Below are 17,013 nucleotides of genomic sequence, written 5' to 3' on the forward strand. Positions count from 1 at the left end.
ACCCCCGATCCCTGAGGTGCGAGCGAAGCGAGCCTCGAAGGGTCACCGTCGCCCGGGCGGGGGATCACCGGCCGGACGCAGCGCCCACGACGGCACCCAGTGCGTGACCTTCTCCTGACGGTCCTTCGAGGTGATGGTGTACGTCACCTTGCCGTACCAGGCACCCCACTCGTCTCGCCCCCATTCAGTGAGGACTCCGAGGTGCACCGATCGGATCTGCAACCCGTCGGGGTGATACTCACCGCTGAAATGAGGTGCGTTGGGGTACAGCGCGCCGAGGTCGATGAGCACCGCCTTATGGCCGACCCGCACAAAGGCGGGCCGGTGTGGCTGGCCGTTGTCCCCGCCAATCCACTGCATGCCCACTCGCACAGTTTCGCACGTGTGTTCGAGCGGTGTCACCTTCGGTTGGCGAGTCGGAGCGGCCTGCTTCCGGCGGGTCGGACCGTGGGTCCGTCGGGGCGTGATCGCTCGCCGACGGTGTGGACGACGACGGCCTCGGGGTCCCAGGGGACCAGCTCGTCGACCGTCGTGTGGAGCTCGCCGATCGGCGGCAGGTGCTGCGGGGCGAGCACACTGACGGTCACCGTGCTGCCGGTCCAGGACACCCCGGTGACCTCGGACGTCTGGTTCCCGGTTGACCCCAGCCACGACCCCGCTGCGGTCGCGATCTGACGAGACCACAGCGACGACAGGGAGTTGGCGACCATCGGGACGGTGACGGCGACGAGCGCGATGGCGAGCATCGTGTAGGTCCGACGTCGTGGGGGTCGGGAGTGCTGCTCACCGGCGAGATCGGCGGCTTCGCGACCGTAGCCGCCGATCGTCAGGACGACGAGCCTCGTGATGATCATCGCGACCACCCCGAGTGGCGGCACCAGTGAGATGGCGACGGCCACTCCGGGCAGCACGTCGCCGACGTCGCGGCGTGTGATGGCGATCGCGCCGACGAGGCCGGTGGCCAGGGCGGCCAGGAGGTCGACGAGCGTGGGTGACGTTCGGCCCAACACCTGCGAGTTGGAGGGAGAGCGTCATCGGAGCCCCTTCGTCTCGAGGTCCTCCGAAAATACCCCGTCGCAGTTCGCTGTCCAGCAGGTTCGGGCCCCGCGTGTGACCATGGGGAAACGCCGGGGAGAACCACAGGGGGCGAACATGGATCGGTACACCGGATGTCTACTCGCCGGGGCAGTCGGCGACGCCCTGGGCGGGGCGGTCGAGTTCTCGACGCGCGACGCGATTCTGGACCGGTTCGGTGCCGACGGGATCACCTCGTACGCGGAAGCGTACGGCGGCGTCGGCACCATCACCGACGACACCCAGATGACGCTGTTCACCGCCGAAGGGCTGCTGCGCGCCTGGGTGCGCGACTGCGCGGGCGGTATCTCCTGCTACTCGGCCACGACGGCACGTGCCTACTTGCGCTGGTTCATCACCCAGGGCGGCCATCCTCGGCACGGAGTGCTGGCGACGGCCGAACGGTCGAGCTGGTTGGCGGGACACCGGCAGCTCCACAGCCGGCGGGCACCTGGCACCACTTGCCTCGAGGCGCTGCGGGTGACCACTCGTCCCGGCGCGGCCGCCGACAACGACAGCAAGGGTTGTGGCGGCGTGATGCGGGTTGCGCCTGTTGGGTTGTTCGCGGCCCGCGCCGAGTGGTCGGCCGCCGGCACTTTCGATCTCGCGACCACCCTCGCTTCGCTCACACACGGGCACCCTTCCGGGTCGCTCCCCGCCGGGGTCCTCGCCGTCGCGGTTCGCGATCTGGTCGGCGGTGCGAGCCTGCCCGAGGCGCTGACGGTCGCGAAAGGGATTCTGCGGATTCGTGCCGGTCATGAGGAGACCCTGGCTGCGCTCGACGCCGCTGAGGCACTGGCCGATTCGGCCCTGCCGCACGAGGCGGCGATCACGCGGCTCGGGGGAGGTTGGGTCGGAGAGGAAGCACTCGCGATCGCCGTCTACTCCGCCCTCGTGGCAGATGACCTCGAAGACGCGGTGATCATCGCGGTCAACCACGATGGCGACTCGGACTCGACGGGCGCGATGGCCGGCAATCTGCTGGGTGCCCGCGACGGCGTGGGAGCGATCCCGCAGCGCTGGCTCGAGTCCCTCGAACTTCGCGACGTCATCGTCGAGATGGCGCGCGACCTCCACGACTTCGTGGACTGGGACATCACCGAGGCCGATGCGCAGGCCGGGGCGGCCGGTTGGGTCGGGAAGTACTGGGGAACGCGTCCGGGGACGCCCTCGGATCTACGTCCGGTGGGCTGATCGGCCCGGCGCGATCGGCGCCATCCCCATTGTCGGCGACGACGCGCCAGGTCAGCGGCCCGTCATCGCGCCGACGAGGTGCGCAATACGACGGCCACGACGGGGTTGCCCGGTGGTCACAGACATCGGTTTGAGTTCCCCCATGACAACCGCTCCGAGAACCGACCGTGGAATCCGTGTGCTGGCAGGTGCTTCCGGGGTCGGGTTCATCCTCGCGATCTGCGGCTCGAATGCGATGACGCCGCTACTCCCGGGTTACATGGACACCCATGACTTCGGCCCCGCCGCGGCGTCGGTGCTGTTCGCCACCTACTTCATCGCATTGATCATCGTCCTGTTGATCTCGGCGCGGGGGCCGCTCATCCGGTACAGCCGCACGGTGCTGCCGATCGCCTTCCTCGCGGCGATCGTCGGTGACCTCCTGCAGATCGCGGGCGCCTCGGCCGAGTTGCTGTTGTTCCCAGGGCGGTTCCTCACCGGGGCGTCGGTCGGGCTGAGCACGGGTGCCGCAGCGGCGATCATGGTGGCCGCCCGTGGCGAGCGGGGTCGTGCGTTCATCGCCTCCGGTTCGCTCATCGGCGCGGGCACAGGTCTGGTCGCGGCCATCGCGATAGCCGTCTTCCTGCCCTGGCAACTGTTCACGGTGTACGCGATCCACGCCGCTGCGACGACACTGTGCCTGATCGTTCTGTTGGTCGGGTTGCGTCTGGCCCCCGACCTCCTTGCGTACAGCGGAGATTCGCAGGTCGACGACGATGTGGCGCCGGGATCGGCGTCGGTGCGAGCACGCACCGGCGACCTCGATGTCGCGGGCCCTCGCCGACGTGACTCCGGCGCGTACCTGATCGGCGCGCTCGCGTGGGCGATCGGCGCACTCGCGGTCGGTGCGATGCCGGCTGCGATACTGGCCACCGGCGCGAGTGGCTCACTCCTCGTGGCCCAGTGTGTCGGTGGCGCATGCCTACTCGTCTCGATGTGTGCGAGTCTCGCGGGCGTCGGGATGCGGATCGTGACGACTCTGCCGACGGTCGGCGTGCTCCTGGTCCTCGGATGGTCGACGGCGGTGGTGGGTCTGATCCTCGGCCGACTGGACGTGATCGTTCTGGGCACGGTCGTCGGTGGAGTCGGGCAGGCCGGCGGCTACCGAGTGGCGCTTGCTGCCATCACCGGCGGTCTCACCGCGGTCGAGCAGGGGCGGGTGGCGTCGCGGTTCTCCGCCTTCGCCTACAGCGGTGCGGGGGTGATGGTCGTGCTCGACGGCGTCGCCGGGCAGGCGGTCGGAACCATGGGCGGAGCTGTTGTCACCGGCGTCGTGTATGCGCTCGTCGCGGCCGTCGCCATCGGTCTGGTCGTGCGACGGGATCGAGGAACGAGGGGGAGACATCCCGCATCGACAAGTGCGGTACACCTCCCGGGCCGGCGTGTCGTCGGTACGGCCCCCTGAGCCGGCAGAACAGCGAAACCGGACCTTCCGACAAACCCACCCCTCTTCCGTAAATCCACCCGGTCCGAGCCTGCTGGGTTTACGGAAAAGGGGTGGGTTTGCGGTGGGGCCTACGTTGGGACACATGACACCCACGCGCATCTCCGGTCCGATCACCTGGCTCGCCGTCGTCCTCGCCGTGGCACAGGTGCTCGCGCCCATCGTCCCGTTCTCCGGTTTCGGCGCCTCGCCCAACGAGTCGACGACCGATCTGCTGATTACCCCGGCCGGTTACACGTTCTCTATCTGGAGCCTCATCTACCTGCTGTCGATCGTGTTCGCCGTCGCCGTGGAGTGGAAGGGGTCCACCGGGACCGGTGACCCGCGGCGGTTGCTCGTCGACCTCGAAGTCGCGTTCGCCGGCGCGGCGGTATGGATTCTCGTGTCGGCGGCGGAGTGGACATGGGTGACACCGATCGTGCTGACGGTCATGACGGTGGTCCTGCTCGACGCGGCCCGGATCGCCGCGAGGCCGGCCGACGATTCGGCGCCTCGATGGCTCACGGTCCTGACCCGGGTCCTCGTGGGTGTCTACGCGGCGTGGGCGACCGCGGCTGTGTTCCAGAACTGGGCCGCGGCGATCGGCGCCGACCTCGCGGATCCGCAGTCCCTGGGATGGCAGCTGGCCGTCCTGCTCGCGTGTGCCCTGGTCGGGCTGGCGGTCACCGCCGTCGTCGGGTCGGTGCTCGTCGCCTACCCGCTCACGCTGATTTGGGCGCTCGCCGGGATCATCGTGTCCGCGCAGGGTGAGTCGACGGCCGTCGTGGGAGTCGCGGTCGGGACGATCGTCGCGCTGGTCGTCACCACGGCGGCAGTGACGATACTGCGGCGCCGGGCGGGTGCGCCCGCTCCGGCTGCGGCACGATAGGCGAGACCGATACTGCGAGAGGCGGACCATGACCACCACCGTTGTCGCCGGGAACCCCAAGCCCGGTTCGCGCACGCTCGACGCCGCCCGCCGGTTGGCGAGAGCGCTGACCGGAACCGAACCCGACCATGTCGTGGACGTGATCGAACTCGGGCCGGGCCTGCTCGCGTGGGGTGACACCGCGGTCCAGGGTGCGGTCGAGACCGTCGCCTCGTCGGATCTGGTCGTGGTGGCGAGCCCGACCTTCAAGGCGACCTATACCGGCGTCCTCAAACTCTTCCTCGACCAGTTCGCCACCGGCGAGGGCCTGCGCGATGTCACGGCCGTCCCACTGATGCTGGGGGCGGGGCCGGCGCATGCGATGGCACCCGACCTGCTGCTCAAACCGGTCCTGGTCGAACTCGGCGCGGTGTGCCCGGCTCCGGGCCTGTACCTGATGGATTCCACCTACACCACCGATTCCCGGATCGCCGACTACACCGACCGCTGGTCGTCGGCGCTCGTGCGGTCCGGACCGCGGAGCGCAGGCACGACCGGATGAATCCCGGACTGCGCCGCTGACGCGATCATCCGTTCGGTGAGTTCGGAATCCGCCTGTGCACGTCGGGGGTCGGCCACGTCGCGGTGCCAGACCGATCGACCGCCCACGACGACCTCGCGGAGGTTTCGCAGTCCGCAGCCGAGGACATAGGTGGCGATCGGATCCCAGATCGGTCCGAGGTGGGGCGACCGTGGATCGACGACGAGCAGATCCGCGAACTTCCCGACCTCGAGCGAACCGACCCGGTCGGCCACCCCCATCGCCGACGCCGAACCGAGGGTGTGCAACCCGAGCACATCGAGCGGGGTCAGGACAGCGGCGTCGCTGTGCTTGCCGCGTTGCAGGAACAACCCGGTGCGCATGTTCTCGAACGGGTCGGACACGTCCGTGCACGACTGGTCGTCGACGCCCATGCCGACGGTGACCGAATCCCGCAGCAGGCGGGGTACATCGGCGATCCCGGAGCCGAGGCGTCCGTTGGACATCGGTTGCCACACCACCGCCGACCCGGTCTCGCGAACGCGCGTGAACATGTCCTCGGTCGGATGGACGAAATGGCCGAACGCGAAGTCGGGACCCAACACGCCCGCGGCGTCGTACCAGTCGAACTTCGACTGCTGGATCTCGATCTGTTCGGCGGTCTCGACGAAGTGCGCCTGATTGGTGATCCCGTATCGATCCATCAGGGCGCGTTCGCGTTCCGCGGTCGCCTGCGACGACGACCACTGCACCGAGCCGTAGACCGAACCGCCCAGATCGAGGTCGCGGTCGACGGTTGCCAGGTGGGTCATCACCTCGTCGAAACCGGCGAAGGCCGCATCCTCGCCGAGTTGCTCGTCGTCGAGTCGCACGCTGGTGACGAACCGGATTCCGCTGGCCGCCAGGCCGTCCACCTGGGAGGTGACGAATTCCGGTGGGTGCACCCGCGCCGCCTTCAAGACGGATTCCTCGTAGTCGAAGAGGGCCAGGACGCGCGACTGGGTGAAGTTGTACACAGACGTGATGCCGGAGGACAGGTGGTCGAGCCCGCCCGCCAGCGTCATCCAGTACAGATCCTCCGCCTCGGCCCCGAGCAGCATCGTGCTGTTGAGCGTGACCCATTCGTACAGCGGACTGTTCGGCGCAACACCACGCATTCCGGCGGTGTAGATGTGGCTGTGTGCCGAGACGAAACCGGGTGCGAGGAAGGCGCCGTCGAGATCGTGCCGAGGAAGCGGGGCGTCGGCGGGCGGGGACCCCTCGCCCATCCCGGAGATCCGGCCGTCGTCCCCGATCGACAGCCATCCCCAGAACCACGGCTTCTCGCCGCTGACCGGCAGGATCAGCGCGTTGTGGTAAGTGCCGGTCATCCCGGTAGAACCTCCGATGTCCAATGATCTGCGTTGTGGGTGAACCGTACTCGTTGCGACGGACCGTCCGGGTCGCCCCGCCAGAAGGTGATCTCCCGCAGGTCGACGGCGTACCCGGTCCAGGTCGGCGGTGCGGCGAGTCGTGGGTGGGCGGCGTCGAAGTCGGCCCAGCGGCGCCGCCGCTCGTCGGGTGCCAGTGCGGCGAGGTCGTCGTCGTTCATCCATGCCAGGAGCTGCAGATAGCGAGACCGGCGTGAATATGCCTCGTGCAGTTCGGTATCCGGCGCCCGCCGCACGTCCCCATGCGCGACGACCTGACGGCCCGCGGCCGGCCAGGCGATCGCAACCGACGCTCGGGGGGTCTCCACGAGTTCGGCCACCTTCGCCGACCTGCTGTCGGTGTGGAAATAGACCGCGGTGTCGTCGGTTTCGGTGATCAGGACGTGCCGGACCCGGGGATATCCATCGCGACCGGACGTCGCCAGTGCCATCAGTGGGCGCGGTTGGTCGGCAGGGGGCAGCCAGTCGCGCAACAGCTCCATCGGGTCGATCGTGAGCTGATCGGTGGCCGCACAATCGGTTCCGAAGCCTGCTCCGCTGGTGATCAACGTCCGACCCGGCCCGGGTCGAACGTGGCGATCTCCGGTAGTGCCGCGACCAGGTTTCCGACGCGCTCGTCGAAGAGCGTCGCGCCGATGGATGCGTCGGCGCCGGTGGGATCGCCGATGACGCCCGACTCGGCGAAATCGGTGGACAACCAACCGAATCGAACGGTGCCGGCGAATCCGACGTGCTCGGCGTCGGCAACCGCGTCCGCCACGGCCGCCACGGCCTTGTCCATGTGCACCAGATCCGGCCGCAGGTGGAGCATCATCGAGGTCTCCGCCCACCCGGCATGGATACCCAGGCCGCGTTCGGTGGGACCGGGATGCCCTGGGCCGGAGGAGAAGAACGTCTGCAGATCGAACCGGCGGCGCAGCTCGCGCGCGGCGACCTCGATCAGGGCGGAGTTGCCGCCGTGTGCGTTGAGGAACAGTATCCGTCTCGCCGGGGTCTCGGCGAGCGAGGCGCCGATGTCGACGATCGTCTCGAACAGGGTCGTCGCGCGCAGCCAGATCGTGCCCGGGAGCCGCGAGTGCTCGTCGGACTTGGTGTATCCGAGAGCGGGTAGCAGCCAGACGTCGTGCCCAGCCGCCGCGCCGCGCTCGACGACGGCCTCGGCGACCGACTCGGCGACGATGAGGTCGGTGGCGAGCGGTAGGTGTGGTCCGTGCGGTTCGATTGCGCCCGTGGGCAGTACGAGAATCGAATCTCGGGACAGGGCCGTGCCGATCTGTTCGGTGGTCAGCTCAGCGTAACGTCGATGACCGTTCGGGCTCGCGGCCGTCGTGTCCACCACGTTCACATCCACCTTCCCGGATTGAGCAGCCCCTTCGGATCGGTCTGCTGAGCGAGCGCGCGCACGCGCTCGGCGTCGAGATCGACGTACCACTGATGCGGGGAGTGGACCCCGACCCCGAGTTCCTCGAGCGCGGCGACCCCGTCGATGACCTGCTGCGGGCTGCGGTAGACCCCGTTGAGCATCCCGAACATCATCTCGTGACCGACCTCGAGATGAAGCTCGCCGCCCTCGTAGACCTGCTCGACCTCGTCGAGCCGGGTGACGAGCGCGTCGCCGCGTACCTCCATGTGGAACCACTTGTCCGGCTGGGACTTCTGCAGCCACCACGTGGGGTGGTTGTAGGACAGGGTCGACAGTTTGACCGTCTCGGCGATCCCTTCTCGGACCGCTTCGACGCGGCCGCCGGCTGCGACGACCAGATCGGTGGTCTCTGCCAGCGCACGGGCGTCGATGATCCCGCGCACGCTGGCGCGCCCGCGGACGAGGGCGGGGTCGTCGGGAAGTGCCGCCGTGATCAGGGGACCGTCGGCCGACAGCAGACGCGGCTTGGGCTCGACCGCCGCCAGCCGGTACGCCGCGTCGAAGGCCTCCGGACCGGAGGCGAAACTCGCATAGACGCACCGCCATTCCTGGAGTGGTTCCACCCGGACGGTGGCGCCGACGATGACGCCGGCAACCCCGTAGGTGTGCACGAAAGGCGTCGCGTCGTCGCCCTCGAGATGCACCACCTCGGCGTCGTCGGTGGCGTGGACGACATCGAGGGCTTCGACGAAACCTTGATGGTTACGTCCGTGCACGATCGTGCCGGTACCGGCCGAACCGCCCGCGAGGAACCCGCCGAGGGTCGACTGGACGGTGGACGGGTACATCCACAGCTGGCGCTCGTGCGCCCAGGCGGTCTGTTCCAGGTTGATCATCCGCGCGCCGGCCTGCGCGGTGACCGAACGCTCTGTGACATCGCGGATCTCGGTCAGCGACGTCATGTCGAGGACGAGTCCGCCGAAGCGGGGGATGACCTGACCGTAATTGCCGGTGCCCTTGCCGCGCGTGGTGATCGGGACCCCGCGGGCGACCGCGGCACGCACGATCGCGGGCACCGCCTCGGCCGACCGCGGGTAGCACACGAGGTCCGGTTGCCCGAGGTCCTGCGCCGACAGGATCGGGCTCATCCCCGAGCCGTCCCGCCCCGCCCGTTCGAGGGCGCGGGGAAGCGAGCTGATGCCGCGCGGGCCGACAATGGCGAGCAGGTCGTCGGCCAGCGCGTCGACGTCGTCGGGTCCGAAGTCGGGGCGTCCCTCATCGGTGCCGACGGCGACCACCGGTGCGGTCATGACGGGAGGCCCACCGAGGTCTCGATGAACCGGTTGGTCGCGATCGACTCGGGGGTCAGACCGTCGGCTGCGGGGGTGCCCTGTTCGGTGAAGATCGGTCCGGTCACCTCCATCACGCGGGCGACGCGGGCGGTGTCGAAGTTGCCGATCGTCGTGTCGGTGCCGTTGCTCACCAGGTCGAGGTCGGCCATCGTCTGGCGGGCGTAGTCCGCGTTGCGCTGGGAGTACACCCACCCCGTGTCGTACTGCTCGACGGCGTCGAGGATGACCGCGTCCGCCGCCTGCGGCGACGCCAGGTAGTCGACCGACCCGCGCTGCAGCACCGGGACGAGCTGCTCGAGGCAGGCGGCGTTCTCCTCCAGTGCGTCCGTGCGAACCGCCACCGACGACTTGTAGATCGGATATCCGACCTCGTGGATCAGCTGGTACTTCACCGGCTTCTGCCAGCCCTCGACCTCCTCCTGGTAGACCTGCGGCTCGGAGCTGGCGAATCCCTGCTGGGCCGTCTTGCCGCCGTCGGAGACGAAGTTGGCCGGTGACCCGTCGTAACTGCCGTCGACCTGTCCGGGGGAGAGGACGCCCGACCCCGTCAGGTAGTCCATGTAGGTGGCTCCCTCGAAGTAGAGGACGCGCGCATTCGCCGCCTTGAGGTCGGCGATGCCCTGGGCCTGCGGATATGTGGCGGGGTCCCACATGATCATCTGCGGGCTGATGTCCAGGGGCGCCATGACCGCGGTCGTCGGGTTGTCTTTCGAGTTCTGGATGGCCTGGTCGGTGTCCACGTAACCGAGGAGGATCTCTGGATCGGAGTACATCTGCGAGGTCACCGACTGGAAGCCGATGGCCGGTCCGCCGGAGCGGATCTCGATGTCGACGCCGGTGTACTGGCCGCGGTCGAACAGCGGTCCGACGACGCGCTTGTTGCCGGCATTGATCGTCGGGTCGGGTCCGAGGAGCTGGTAGAGGTGGCCGTGCTCGGCCTCCGGGTTCCAGTCGGTCTGGACCACGATCTTGTCCGGGCAGTTGGCGCTCAGGTCGACCGGGCCGACGGCACCGGTATAGCCCGAGGACTCGGTGGTCTCACCGGAACCACACGCGGCGGTGAAAGCGAGGGCGGCGGCGACGGCCGCGACACCGGTGGTCTTGGACAGGCGACGCCAGATGTGTGTGTTCATGAGATGAGTTCCTTTTCGGGCTGAGAGATTCCGGAAGTTGGTTGGAGAGATCATTGGGTGTCGACGACAGGGGACCCGCCTGCTGGTTGAGCCGGCACCCGCGCTGGTTGAGCCGGCACCGCCTGCTGGTTGAGCCGGCACCGAGCGCTGGTTGAGCCGGCACCGCCTGCTGGTTGAGCCGACACCGCCTGCTGGTTGAGCCGGCACCGCCTGCTGGTTGAGCCGGCACCGCCTGCTGGTTGAGCCGGCACCGAGCGCTGGTTGAGCCGGCACCCCCGCTGGTTGAGCCGGCACCGCCTGCTGGTTGAGCCGATACCCCCGCTGGTTGAGCCGGCACCGAGCGAAGCGAGGAGCCGAGTCGAAACCACCCGGTGAGAGAAGATCAGGTCAGTGCTGATACCAGCGGCCGACGATGCGGTTGCCGAGCCAGCCGAAGAACCAGAAGACGGCCACGCCGAGGAGTGAGGCGAGCACGATCGAGGCGAACAACTCCTCGGCCTGTAGCCGCGACCGGTAGTTGTCGATCAGGATGCCGATCCCGGGATTGCCCTGTTTGAAGAAGAAGTCGCCCACGATCGCGCCGACCACCGACAAGCCCGCCGAGATCCGCAGGCCGGCGAAGATCGCCGGCATCGCGGCAGGGAACTCGAGTTTGCGCAAGATGGTGAGGCGGCTCGGATGATGCAGGGCGAACAGGTCGCGCATCTGCCGATCGACGGACCGAAGGCCGAACAGCGTGTTGGACACGATCGGGAACAGCGAGATCAGCACGCAGACGAAAACGCGGGCGCTGAAACCGAATCCGAACCAGAATCCGACCAGCGGAACGAGTGCGAGGATCGGGACACACTGCAGGACCACCGCATACGGGAACAGGGCGTTCTCCATCAGGCGCGACTGCGACATGATCACGGCCCAGGTGATGCCGATAGCGGCGGCGATCACCAGACCCGTCAGTGCAACGGTCGCCGTACGGCTCAACGCTTCCCACATCGCCGGCGCGGCATCGCCGAGCAGGCCGTCGGTGACGACCTGATGCGGAGGTGGCATCAGGAATCGTCGCCCGGGATCGAGGACCGCGTAGCTCACGAGGTACCAGACACCGATGACCAGTGCCAGGACGACGAGCGGTGCGGCGACCCCCACTGCTTTCGAGCGAGATCGTCCGCGTCGGCTCGTGCGCGCCGCCACGGCGAGCTCGGTGGTGGATCCGGGGTCCGGGGTCCCGGCCTTGCCGGGCTTCGGGGTTCGCACGCTCGCGGTGGTGTCGGTGTCGGTCTCGGGGGCGGTCATGAATGTGCCTCTCGGAGTGCGCGGGAGATCCTGCCGGCAATCGCGCCGAACTCCGGTTCGAAGCGCAGGTCGGGCGACCGGGGGTAGTCGAACGGGACCTCGATCTCGTCGACGATGGTGCCCGGGCGCCCCGACATCACCAGGACGCGAGTGGACAAGAACGCGGCCTCGGCGACCGAGTGCGTGATGAACAGGCCGGCAAAGCGTTTGACGGCGAACAGTTCGGTCAGGTCGGTGCCGAGTCGCTCGCGGGTGAGTTCGTCGAGGGCGGCGAACGGCTCGTCGAAGAGGAACAGGTCGGGGTCGAGGGTCAGTGACCGGGCCAGCGACACCCGCATCCGCATCCCGCCGGACAACATGTGCGGAAGGTGTTTGTCGAAGCCGGTCAGGCCGACTGTCTCGAGCGCGGCGCGAACTCGCTCGCGCCGTTCGGCTTTCGGTGCGCCGTCGAGCTCGCCGAGCAGTGCGACGTTGTCGGCCACCGTCCGCCACGGGAGCAGGGTGGCGTCCTGGAAGACGTAACCGATCCGCTCGGCTCCGCTCTGCAGGTAGCCGTCGGTGATCGTCTCCAATCCCGACGACAAGCGCAGCAGGGTCGACTTGCCGCAGCCGGATGGGCCCACGACGCTGACGAATTCGCCCTCGCGCACGGTGAGGTTCACATCCCGGAGGGCATGGGTGCCGTCCGGATAGGTGAGTTCCACGTGTTCGAAGCCGACGAGCGGGTGACCGAGTGCCGGTCTGGGGGTCGTTGCGGGTGAACTCATCATCTCTCCATACCGACGGGGGACATGCCTGCTGGTGACACTCCTGCTGCAAACGCTCCTGGCGGGGACGGGACCGGGGGCGACGGGACCGGGGGCGACGGAAAGGCCGTCCAGGTGGTGGTCTCGGTGCGCGCGACCGGGATCCCGTTCACGATGACCACCCGGTCGGCCGGGGCGGTCGCGATCACCTCGGTGAGGTCGGTCCCGCGGATCGCGACCAGATCACCACGTGCGCCGACGATCGGCCCGGCCGGCTCGAGTCCGAGCACGGACCGCGCCTCAGAGGTGACCAATTCTGTTGCTGTGTCCGGACTCTGATGGGCGGCGGTGATCAGCAGAGCGGCCGTCTCCAAGGGGTCGGCCCGACCGACGGGGTTGAACGGGTCGCGGATGTTGTCCGCGCCCCCGGCGACGCGGACCCCGTGATCGCGCAGGACATCGATCGGGGTGATTCCCCGGCGCCCCGCCGACGGGCCGTGGCGGCCCTGGAGATACAGGTTCGTCACCGGCAGTGAGACGACCGAGACACGCGCACGCGCGAGTGCCCGTGCGACCCTGTCGAGGTCGTCGGCGGCCAGGGTGTCGAGGCGGCAGCAGTGGCCGGCCGTGCGGATCCGGTCCTCGGGCCAGTCGGCGACCCGGTCGGCGAAGGCCTCGATGGTCAGGTGGTCGCCGTCGAGGAACTCGTCGACATGCAGGTCGGCTCCGATGCCGCGCGCCTCGGCCAGGTCGAGCAGCCTGGTGAGCTCGAGGAGCGGATCGTCGGCGATGTGGGGGGCGCCGCCGACCAGATCGACCCCGGCGTCGAGTGCGGCCTCGATGTGCGCGGTGGGCGTCAGGGGACTCGCGAGCACCGCGATCTGGACGTCCATGAGTCCACGCAGATGGTCGCGGACCTCGATGAGGACACGGACGGCGCGCAGCGGGTCCTCGTGCGGGAGTATGTCGGCGTGCGTGCGCACCGCGGTGATGCCGTTGGCCAGCATGGACGAGGTCGTCCGCAGCGCGCGTGTCCGAAACGACGCCTCGTCGAGGACGATGCTGCCGGCCCGCCACGACGCGATGGCATCCGCGAGATCGCCGCTCGGAGGTGAGAGCTCCGGCCACGACAGGGCCTTGTCCAGGTGGGCGTGAGGCTCGGCCGCGGTCGGCAGCAGGAGGTGGCCGCGGAGGTCGAGCCAACCGGCAGTGCGCGGCGACCCGGGGGAGAACGGCGTGACGGCGCGGACCCGACGTGTGCCGTCGGCGTCGGCCGAGAGTTCGACATCGACCACCGACCCGTCGGGTAGTGACCCGGTGATGCCCGGGACGGGCGCTGTCTGCGGAGCCTGCATACGGAACTTCCTCGGAGACTTCGGGATCGACGTGCGACGGTGCACGAGAGGGTTGGTGGTCCCGCTGTGGCTGGGGGTCGGCGGGGGTGGGGCGGTTCGTGATACTTGTTGATCACGTCAACACGACCGAATATAGGAATGCGCTGTTGCCGCGACGTTAACCAGCGCTGCGGGCGTGTAACCATCGGTGGCGATTTCTCGCCGGAGGAAGGGGGTGGCCGCATGGCGCTCGACGAGCCGGATCTCGCGCAGGTGTCACTCGGCACCGAAATCCGCCGACGCCGTAAGCAGCACGGCCTCACACTGGCGAATCTGGCTGCACAGGCCGGTATCTCGCACCCGTTCCTGTCCCAGCTCGAGCGCGGTTACGCGCGTCCGAGCATGACGACGCTGGAACGGATCGCCCGAGCCCTGGACACCACGCAGGTGAGTCTCATGCTGGCCGCCGATCCCACGCACGTGGCAGGAGTCCCGCCCGCGGCGCCGATGGGGGCACAACTGGTACGCGCGGGCGAGGGTGCGACCCTCCCGCAGGCCGGGGACAACGCCGGATATGCGCGCCTGCTCGTCCGCGGCGACGCCGTCTTCTTCCCGCAGGAGCAGTTGTTGAACAGAAGGGACCACGGCGAGTACTTCCAGCACGAGCAGGACGAATGGCTGCACGTCGTCGACGGCGAGATCGAGGTGGACCTCGGGGATGACAGTGTTCTCGAATTGCGAAGAGGCGACAGCCTTTACTACGCTGGCGGCATTCCCCACCGATGGCGGCTCATCGGTGCCGTGGCTGCTCGCCTGATCGTTGTCCAGGCGTCGGCGCAGGTGCCCTGACCCGCGGTGGTGGGGCTGGTTCCCGTGGCTGGGAATTCCGGCGGAGATCGAAGTATCGAGGAGATCTCCGATGTCATTGTCAGTGAACGACGTCCAGGACACCGTACGTGTTCGTGTGGTGTCTCGGCGCCGGATCGCCCGGCGGGTGGACGAATTCGTCCTCACGCCGTCCGGAGACGAGGCGCTGCCGCCGTGGACCGCCGGTTCGCACATCGATCTCCACACGCCTGCCGGACCGGTGAGGCAGTACTCGCTGCTGTCCGCGCCCGATGACACGGACAGGTATCGGATCGCCGTCGAACGCCGGCTCGACAGCCGCGGGGGTTCGGTCTCCGCGCACGACGACGTCGAGGTCGGCGCCGAGGTGACGATCAGTCTGCCGCGCAACCACTTCGCGCTGACCCGCGCGTTGGGATACGTGTTCGTGGCCGGTGGTATCGGCATCACTCCCGTGCTCGCCCTCGCGGAACAGGCGCACCGTTCGGGTCGGCCGTGGCGACTCGTCTACGTCGGGCGATCGCGTGCGGAGATGGCGTTCGTCGACGAGATCGAATCCAGGCACCCCGGGCTGGTGACCGTTCACGAATCGGGGATCGCGGGTCGTCTGGATCTCGATGAGGTGCTGTCCGGGCTGGCACGCGGTACCGCGGTCTACGCCTGCGGCCCACCGTCGATGCTGGAAGCGGTTGCACGCGTGTGTGAACCGCAACCGGCGGTCGATTCGTTCGCGGAGAAGTTCACCGCGACGTCGACGGAGTCCGAGGCCAACGCGGAGTTCGAACTCTCGCTTGCCTTCTCGGGTGTGACGGTGACGGTGCCGGCGGACCGCACGATCCTCGACGTCCTCGACCGACGCGGGGTGGTGGCACCCTCGTCGTGTCGCGAGGGGGTGTGCGGAACGTGCGAGACCGGGGTTGTCAGCGGCGAGGTGGACCATCGGGACTCGATCCTGTCTCCGGAGGAGAGGTCCGAGAACGAGTCCATGATGATCTGCGTGTCTCGGTGCACGAGTGGTCGATTGGTTCTCGAACTGTGACCACGACCGTGCTCACCGGGGCCGCGGCGGTGCTGCGCGACGCCTCGACGGTCGCGCGGGACCCGGTCGTCGTGGTGAACGGGTGGATCGGCAACGGCGCCGACGGACAGGACGGGGCAGATCAGGTCGTCGACGTCTCGGGGTGCGTGGTCACCCCCGGCCTGGTGAACGCCCACCATCATCTGTTGCAGACCGCGTTCCGATCGCGCCCGGAGAGTCGATCCGTACCGATGCCGCGGTGGCTCGGCCTGATGGCTGAACGCTATTCGTCGGTCGGCGTCGATCCGGAGCTCGCCGGGGCTGCGGCCGCGGTCGGCCTCGCGGAGTCGCTGCTGTGCGGCGTGACCACGGTGGCCGATCATCACCTCACCTGGCCCCGGGATCAGGACCCGGTCGCACTGGCGGGTGCGACGATCGGTGCCGCCGCACGGGTGGAGGCGCGGCTGGTGTTCGTGCGGGGCACCGCTCGTGACGACCCGGATCTGGCTGCCGCATCGGTCGAGGACATCCATCGGACGTACCTGCATGCGGCTTCGACCGGAACCAGTCCCGACGGAATGCTCCAACTGGCCGTCGGGCCGTCCGGAGTGCACGCCGACGGACCCGAGACCTTCGCGACGCTCGCCGAGGTCGCGTCCCGATTCGGTCTGCGTCGCCGTACCCAGGCCAACGAGCAGATCGATGTGCAGGTCGCCGCGGAACGATACGGGCGACGCCCCCTCGCCCTCCTCGAGGAGTGGGGTTGGCTCGATGACGACGTCACGGTAGCGCACCTGTGCGACATCACCGACGACGAACTGACTCTTCTCGCTCGGTCGGGAGCCTCGGCGACTCATGCCCCCGGATGCGACGTGCCGATGGGCTGGGGAGTTGCGCGCGTCGCCGCACTCGTGTCCGCGGGCGTCCGGGTGGGTCTCGGCACAAGTGGGGGCGGGAGCAACGACGCCGGACATCTGCTCGCCGACGGTCGTCTGGCCGTGCAGGTCTCGGGACTGATCGGCGAACCCGTGACGGCGCGAACGGTTCTCGCGATGGCCTCCGAGGGTTCGGCGGCCGGACTCGGCCGCGCCGAGCTGGGGCACCTGCGGCCCGGGGCCGCAGCCGACCTGTGCGTATGGGACTGTTCGGACGTCTTCGACGCCGGGGTCCCGGACCCGGTGGACGGACTGCTCTGGGCGGGCCCGGGCCGTCGACCCCGCGACGTCATGGTCGGCGGACGGTGGGTGGTGCGCGACGGCAGGCTCCTCACCGCGGAATCCCGCACGCTCGCAACCGAACTCGGAGGGCTGCTGACGTAACCTCCTGCTCCCTGAGGTGCGAGCGACGAGGCTCCAGGCT

At 68.7% G+C, this 17,013-nt stretch carries 16 protein-coding genes and 1 pseudogene; 7 read left to right on the plus strand and 10 right to left on the minus strand.

Features of this window, described 5'->3' with window-relative positions; all coding sequences use genetic code 11:
* Positions 1 to 42 precede the first annotated feature (42 nt).
* Together MHN80_RS11020 and MHN80_RS11025 are read right to left on the minus strand one after the other, a co-directional pair.
* Positions 43 to 360, minus strand: a complete 318-nt coding sequence (locus MHN80_RS11020; RefSeq protein ID WP_239401575.1) for a hypothetical protein — start codon at positions 358 to 360, stop codon at positions 43 to 45.
* A gap of 38 nt (positions 361 to 398) precedes the next feature.
* Positions 399 to 1,022, minus strand: a pseudogene (locus tag MHN80_RS11025) (DUF389 domain-containing protein); the annotation flags it as partial.
* 130 nt (positions 1,023 to 1,152) lie between these two features.
* On the opposite strand from MHN80_RS11025, the gene MHN80_RS11030 reads away from it, so the two are divergent.
* The 4 genes from MHN80_RS11030 to MHN80_RS11045 all read left to right on the plus strand — a co-directional run bounded on the left by MHN80_RS11030 (position 1,153) and on the right by MHN80_RS11045 (position 5,160).
* Positions 1,153 to 2,268 (plus strand): ADP-ribosylglycohydrolase family protein, encoded by a 1,116-nt coding sequence (locus tag MHN80_RS11030; RefSeq protein WP_239401577.1) that lies wholly within the window; start codon positions 1,153 to 1,155, stop codon positions 2,266 to 2,268.
* 142 nt (positions 2,269 to 2,410) lie between these two features.
* Positions 2,411 to 3,712: an MFS transporter gene (locus MHN80_RS11035; RefSeq protein WP_239401579.1), complete on the plus strand. Its 1,302-nt coding sequence runs from the start codon at positions 2,411 to 2,413 to the stop codon at positions 3,710 to 3,712.
* A 124-nt stretch (positions 3,713 to 3,836) separates the two neighbouring features.
* A complete protein-coding gene (locus MHN80_RS11040; protein ID WP_239401581.1) occupies positions 3,837 to 4,619 on the plus strand; it encodes an MFS transporter in 783 nt (260 codons plus the stop codon).
* 28 nt (positions 4,620 to 4,647) lie between these two features.
* Entirely contained in the window at positions 4,648 to 5,160 is a 513-nt protein-coding gene (locus tag MHN80_RS11045; protein ID WP_239401583.1) for an NADPH-dependent FMN reductase, read from the plus strand.
* On the opposite strand, the gene MHN80_RS11050 is transcribed toward MHN80_RS11045, so the two are convergent.
* From MHN80_RS11050 to MHN80_RS11085, 8 genes are all read right to left on the minus strand, one after another.
* Positions 5,094 to 6,509, minus strand: coding sequence for an amidohydrolase family protein (locus MHN80_RS11050; RefSeq protein WP_239401585.1), 1,416 nt, complete (start codon positions 6,507 to 6,509; stop codon positions 5,094 to 5,096). The genes MHN80_RS11045 and MHN80_RS11050 overlap by 67 nt on opposite strands.
* Positions 6,506 to 7,117 (minus strand): pyridoxal 5'-phosphate synthase, encoded by a 612-nt coding sequence (locus MHN80_RS11055; protein ID WP_064569999.1) that lies wholly within the window; start codon positions 7,115 to 7,117, stop codon positions 6,506 to 6,508. The genes MHN80_RS11050 and MHN80_RS11055 overlap by 4 nt, the downstream gene beginning before the upstream one ends.
* Entirely contained in the window at positions 7,114 to 7,914 is an 801-nt protein-coding gene (locus MHN80_RS11060) for a creatininase family protein (protein ID WP_354561163.1), read from the minus strand. Before MHN80_RS11060 ends, MHN80_RS11055 begins: the two co-directional genes overlap by 4 nt.
* Positions 7,911 to 9,242 carry an FAD-binding oxidoreductase gene (locus MHN80_RS11065; RefSeq protein WP_239401589.1) on the minus strand — a complete coding sequence of 444 codons (1,332 nt, stop codon included), beginning with the start codon at positions 9,240 to 9,242 and terminating at the stop codon, positions 7,911 to 7,913. Before MHN80_RS11065 ends, MHN80_RS11060 begins: the two co-directional genes overlap by 4 nt.
* Entirely contained in the window at positions 9,239 to 10,417 is a 1,179-nt protein-coding gene (locus tag MHN80_RS11070) for an ABC transporter substrate-binding protein (protein ID WP_239401591.1), read from the minus strand. Before MHN80_RS11070 ends, MHN80_RS11065 begins: the two co-directional genes overlap by 4 nt.
* A 387-nt stretch (positions 10,418 to 10,804) precedes the next feature.
* Positions 10,805 to 11,710 carry an ABC transporter permease gene (locus tag MHN80_RS11075; RefSeq protein WP_004019157.1) on the minus strand — a complete coding sequence of 302 codons (906 nt, stop codon included), beginning with the start codon at positions 11,708 to 11,710 and terminating at the stop codon, positions 10,805 to 10,807.
* Complete coding sequence (locus MHN80_RS11080; protein WP_004019156.1) at positions 11,707 to 12,477, minus strand: ABC transporter ATP-binding protein; 771 nt, start codon at positions 12,475 to 12,477, stop codon at positions 11,707 to 11,709. The genes MHN80_RS11075 and MHN80_RS11080 overlap by 4 nt, the downstream gene beginning before the upstream one ends.
* Positions 12,477 to 13,811 (minus strand): amidohydrolase family protein, encoded by a 1,335-nt coding sequence (locus tag MHN80_RS11085; RefSeq protein ID WP_239401592.1) that lies wholly within the window; start codon positions 13,809 to 13,811, stop codon positions 12,477 to 12,479. The genes MHN80_RS11080 and MHN80_RS11085 overlap by 1 nt, the downstream gene beginning before the upstream one ends.
* Before the next feature lie 222 nt (positions 13,812 to 14,033).
* Between MHN80_RS11085 and MHN80_RS11090 the strand changes: the two genes are divergently transcribed.
* From MHN80_RS11090 to MHN80_RS11100, 3 genes are all read left to right on the plus strand, one after another.
* On the plus strand, positions 14,034 to 14,639 hold the full coding sequence (locus MHN80_RS11090; RefSeq protein WP_004019154.1) for a helix-turn-helix domain-containing protein: 606 nt from the start codon (positions 14,034 to 14,036) through the stop codon (positions 14,637 to 14,639).
* Between the two features lie 70 nt (positions 14,640 to 14,709).
* Entirely contained in the window at positions 14,710 to 15,675 is a 966-nt protein-coding gene (locus tag MHN80_RS11095) for a PDR/VanB family oxidoreductase (protein WP_239401594.1), read from the plus strand.
* A complete protein-coding gene (locus tag MHN80_RS11100) occupies positions 15,672 to 16,973 on the plus strand; it encodes an amidohydrolase family protein (RefSeq protein WP_239401596.1) in 1,302 nt (433 codons plus the stop codon). The genes MHN80_RS11095 and MHN80_RS11100 overlap by 4 nt, the downstream gene beginning before the upstream one ends.
* The last annotated feature ends 40 nt before the right edge of the window (positions 16,974 to 17,013 follow it).

It is taken from the genome of Gordonia sp. McavH-238-E (genome assembly GCF_022348225.1).
GTDB classification, from domain to species: domain Bacteria; phylum Actinomycetota; class Actinomycetes; order Mycobacteriales; family Mycobacteriaceae; genus Gordonia; species Gordonia terrae.

Bases quoted from the DNA above. Each gene is read 5' to 3' on its own strand.
- MHN80_RS11065 (WP_239401589.1), bottom strand. From the start codon at position 9,242: ATGACCGCACCGGTGGTCGCCGTCGGCACCGATGAGGGACGCCCCGAC.
- MHN80_RS11035 (WP_239401579.1), top strand. From the start codon at position 2,411: ATGACAACCGCTCCGAGAACCGACCGTGGAATCCGTGTGCTGGCAGGT.
- MHN80_RS11045 (WP_239401583.1), top strand. From the start codon at position 4,648: ATGACCACCACCGTTGTCGCCGGGAACCCCAAGCCCGGTTCGCGCACG.
- MHN80_RS11080 (WP_004019156.1), bottom strand. From the start codon at position 12,477: ATGAGTTCACCCGCAACGACCCCCAGACCGGCACTCGGTCACCCGCTC.
- MHN80_RS11020 (WP_239401575.1), bottom strand. From the start codon at position 360: ATGCAGTGGATTGGCGGGGACAACGGCCAGCCACACCGGCCCGCCTTT.
- MHN80_RS11040 (WP_239401581.1), top strand. From the start codon at position 3,837: ATGACACCCACGCGCATCTCCGGTCCGATCACCTGGCTCGCCGTCGTC.
- MHN80_RS11050 (WP_239401585.1), bottom strand. From the start codon at position 6,509: ATGACCGGCACTTACCACAACGCGCTGATCCTGCCGGTCAGCGGCGAG.
- MHN80_RS11095 (WP_239401594.1), top strand. From the start codon at position 14,710: ATGTCATTGTCAGTGAACGACGTCCAGGACACCGTACGTGTTCGTGTG.
- MHN80_RS11075 (WP_004019157.1), bottom strand. From the start codon at position 11,710: ATGACCGCCCCCGAGACCGACACCGACACCACCGCGAGCGTGCGAACC.
- MHN80_RS11085 (WP_239401592.1), bottom strand. From the start codon at position 13,811: ATGCAGGCTCCGCAGACAGCGCCCGTCCCGGGCATCACCGGGTCACTA.
- MHN80_RS11090 (WP_004019154.1), top strand. From the start codon at position 14,034: ATGGCGCTCGACGAGCCGGATCTCGCGCAGGTGTCACTCGGCACCGAA.
- MHN80_RS11070 (WP_239401591.1), bottom strand. From the start codon at position 10,417: ATGAACACACACATCTGGCGTCGCCTGTCCAAGACCACCGGTGTCGCG.
- MHN80_RS11030 (WP_239401577.1), top strand. From the start codon at position 1,153: ATGGATCGGTACACCGGATGTCTACTCGCCGGGGCAGTCGGCGACGCC.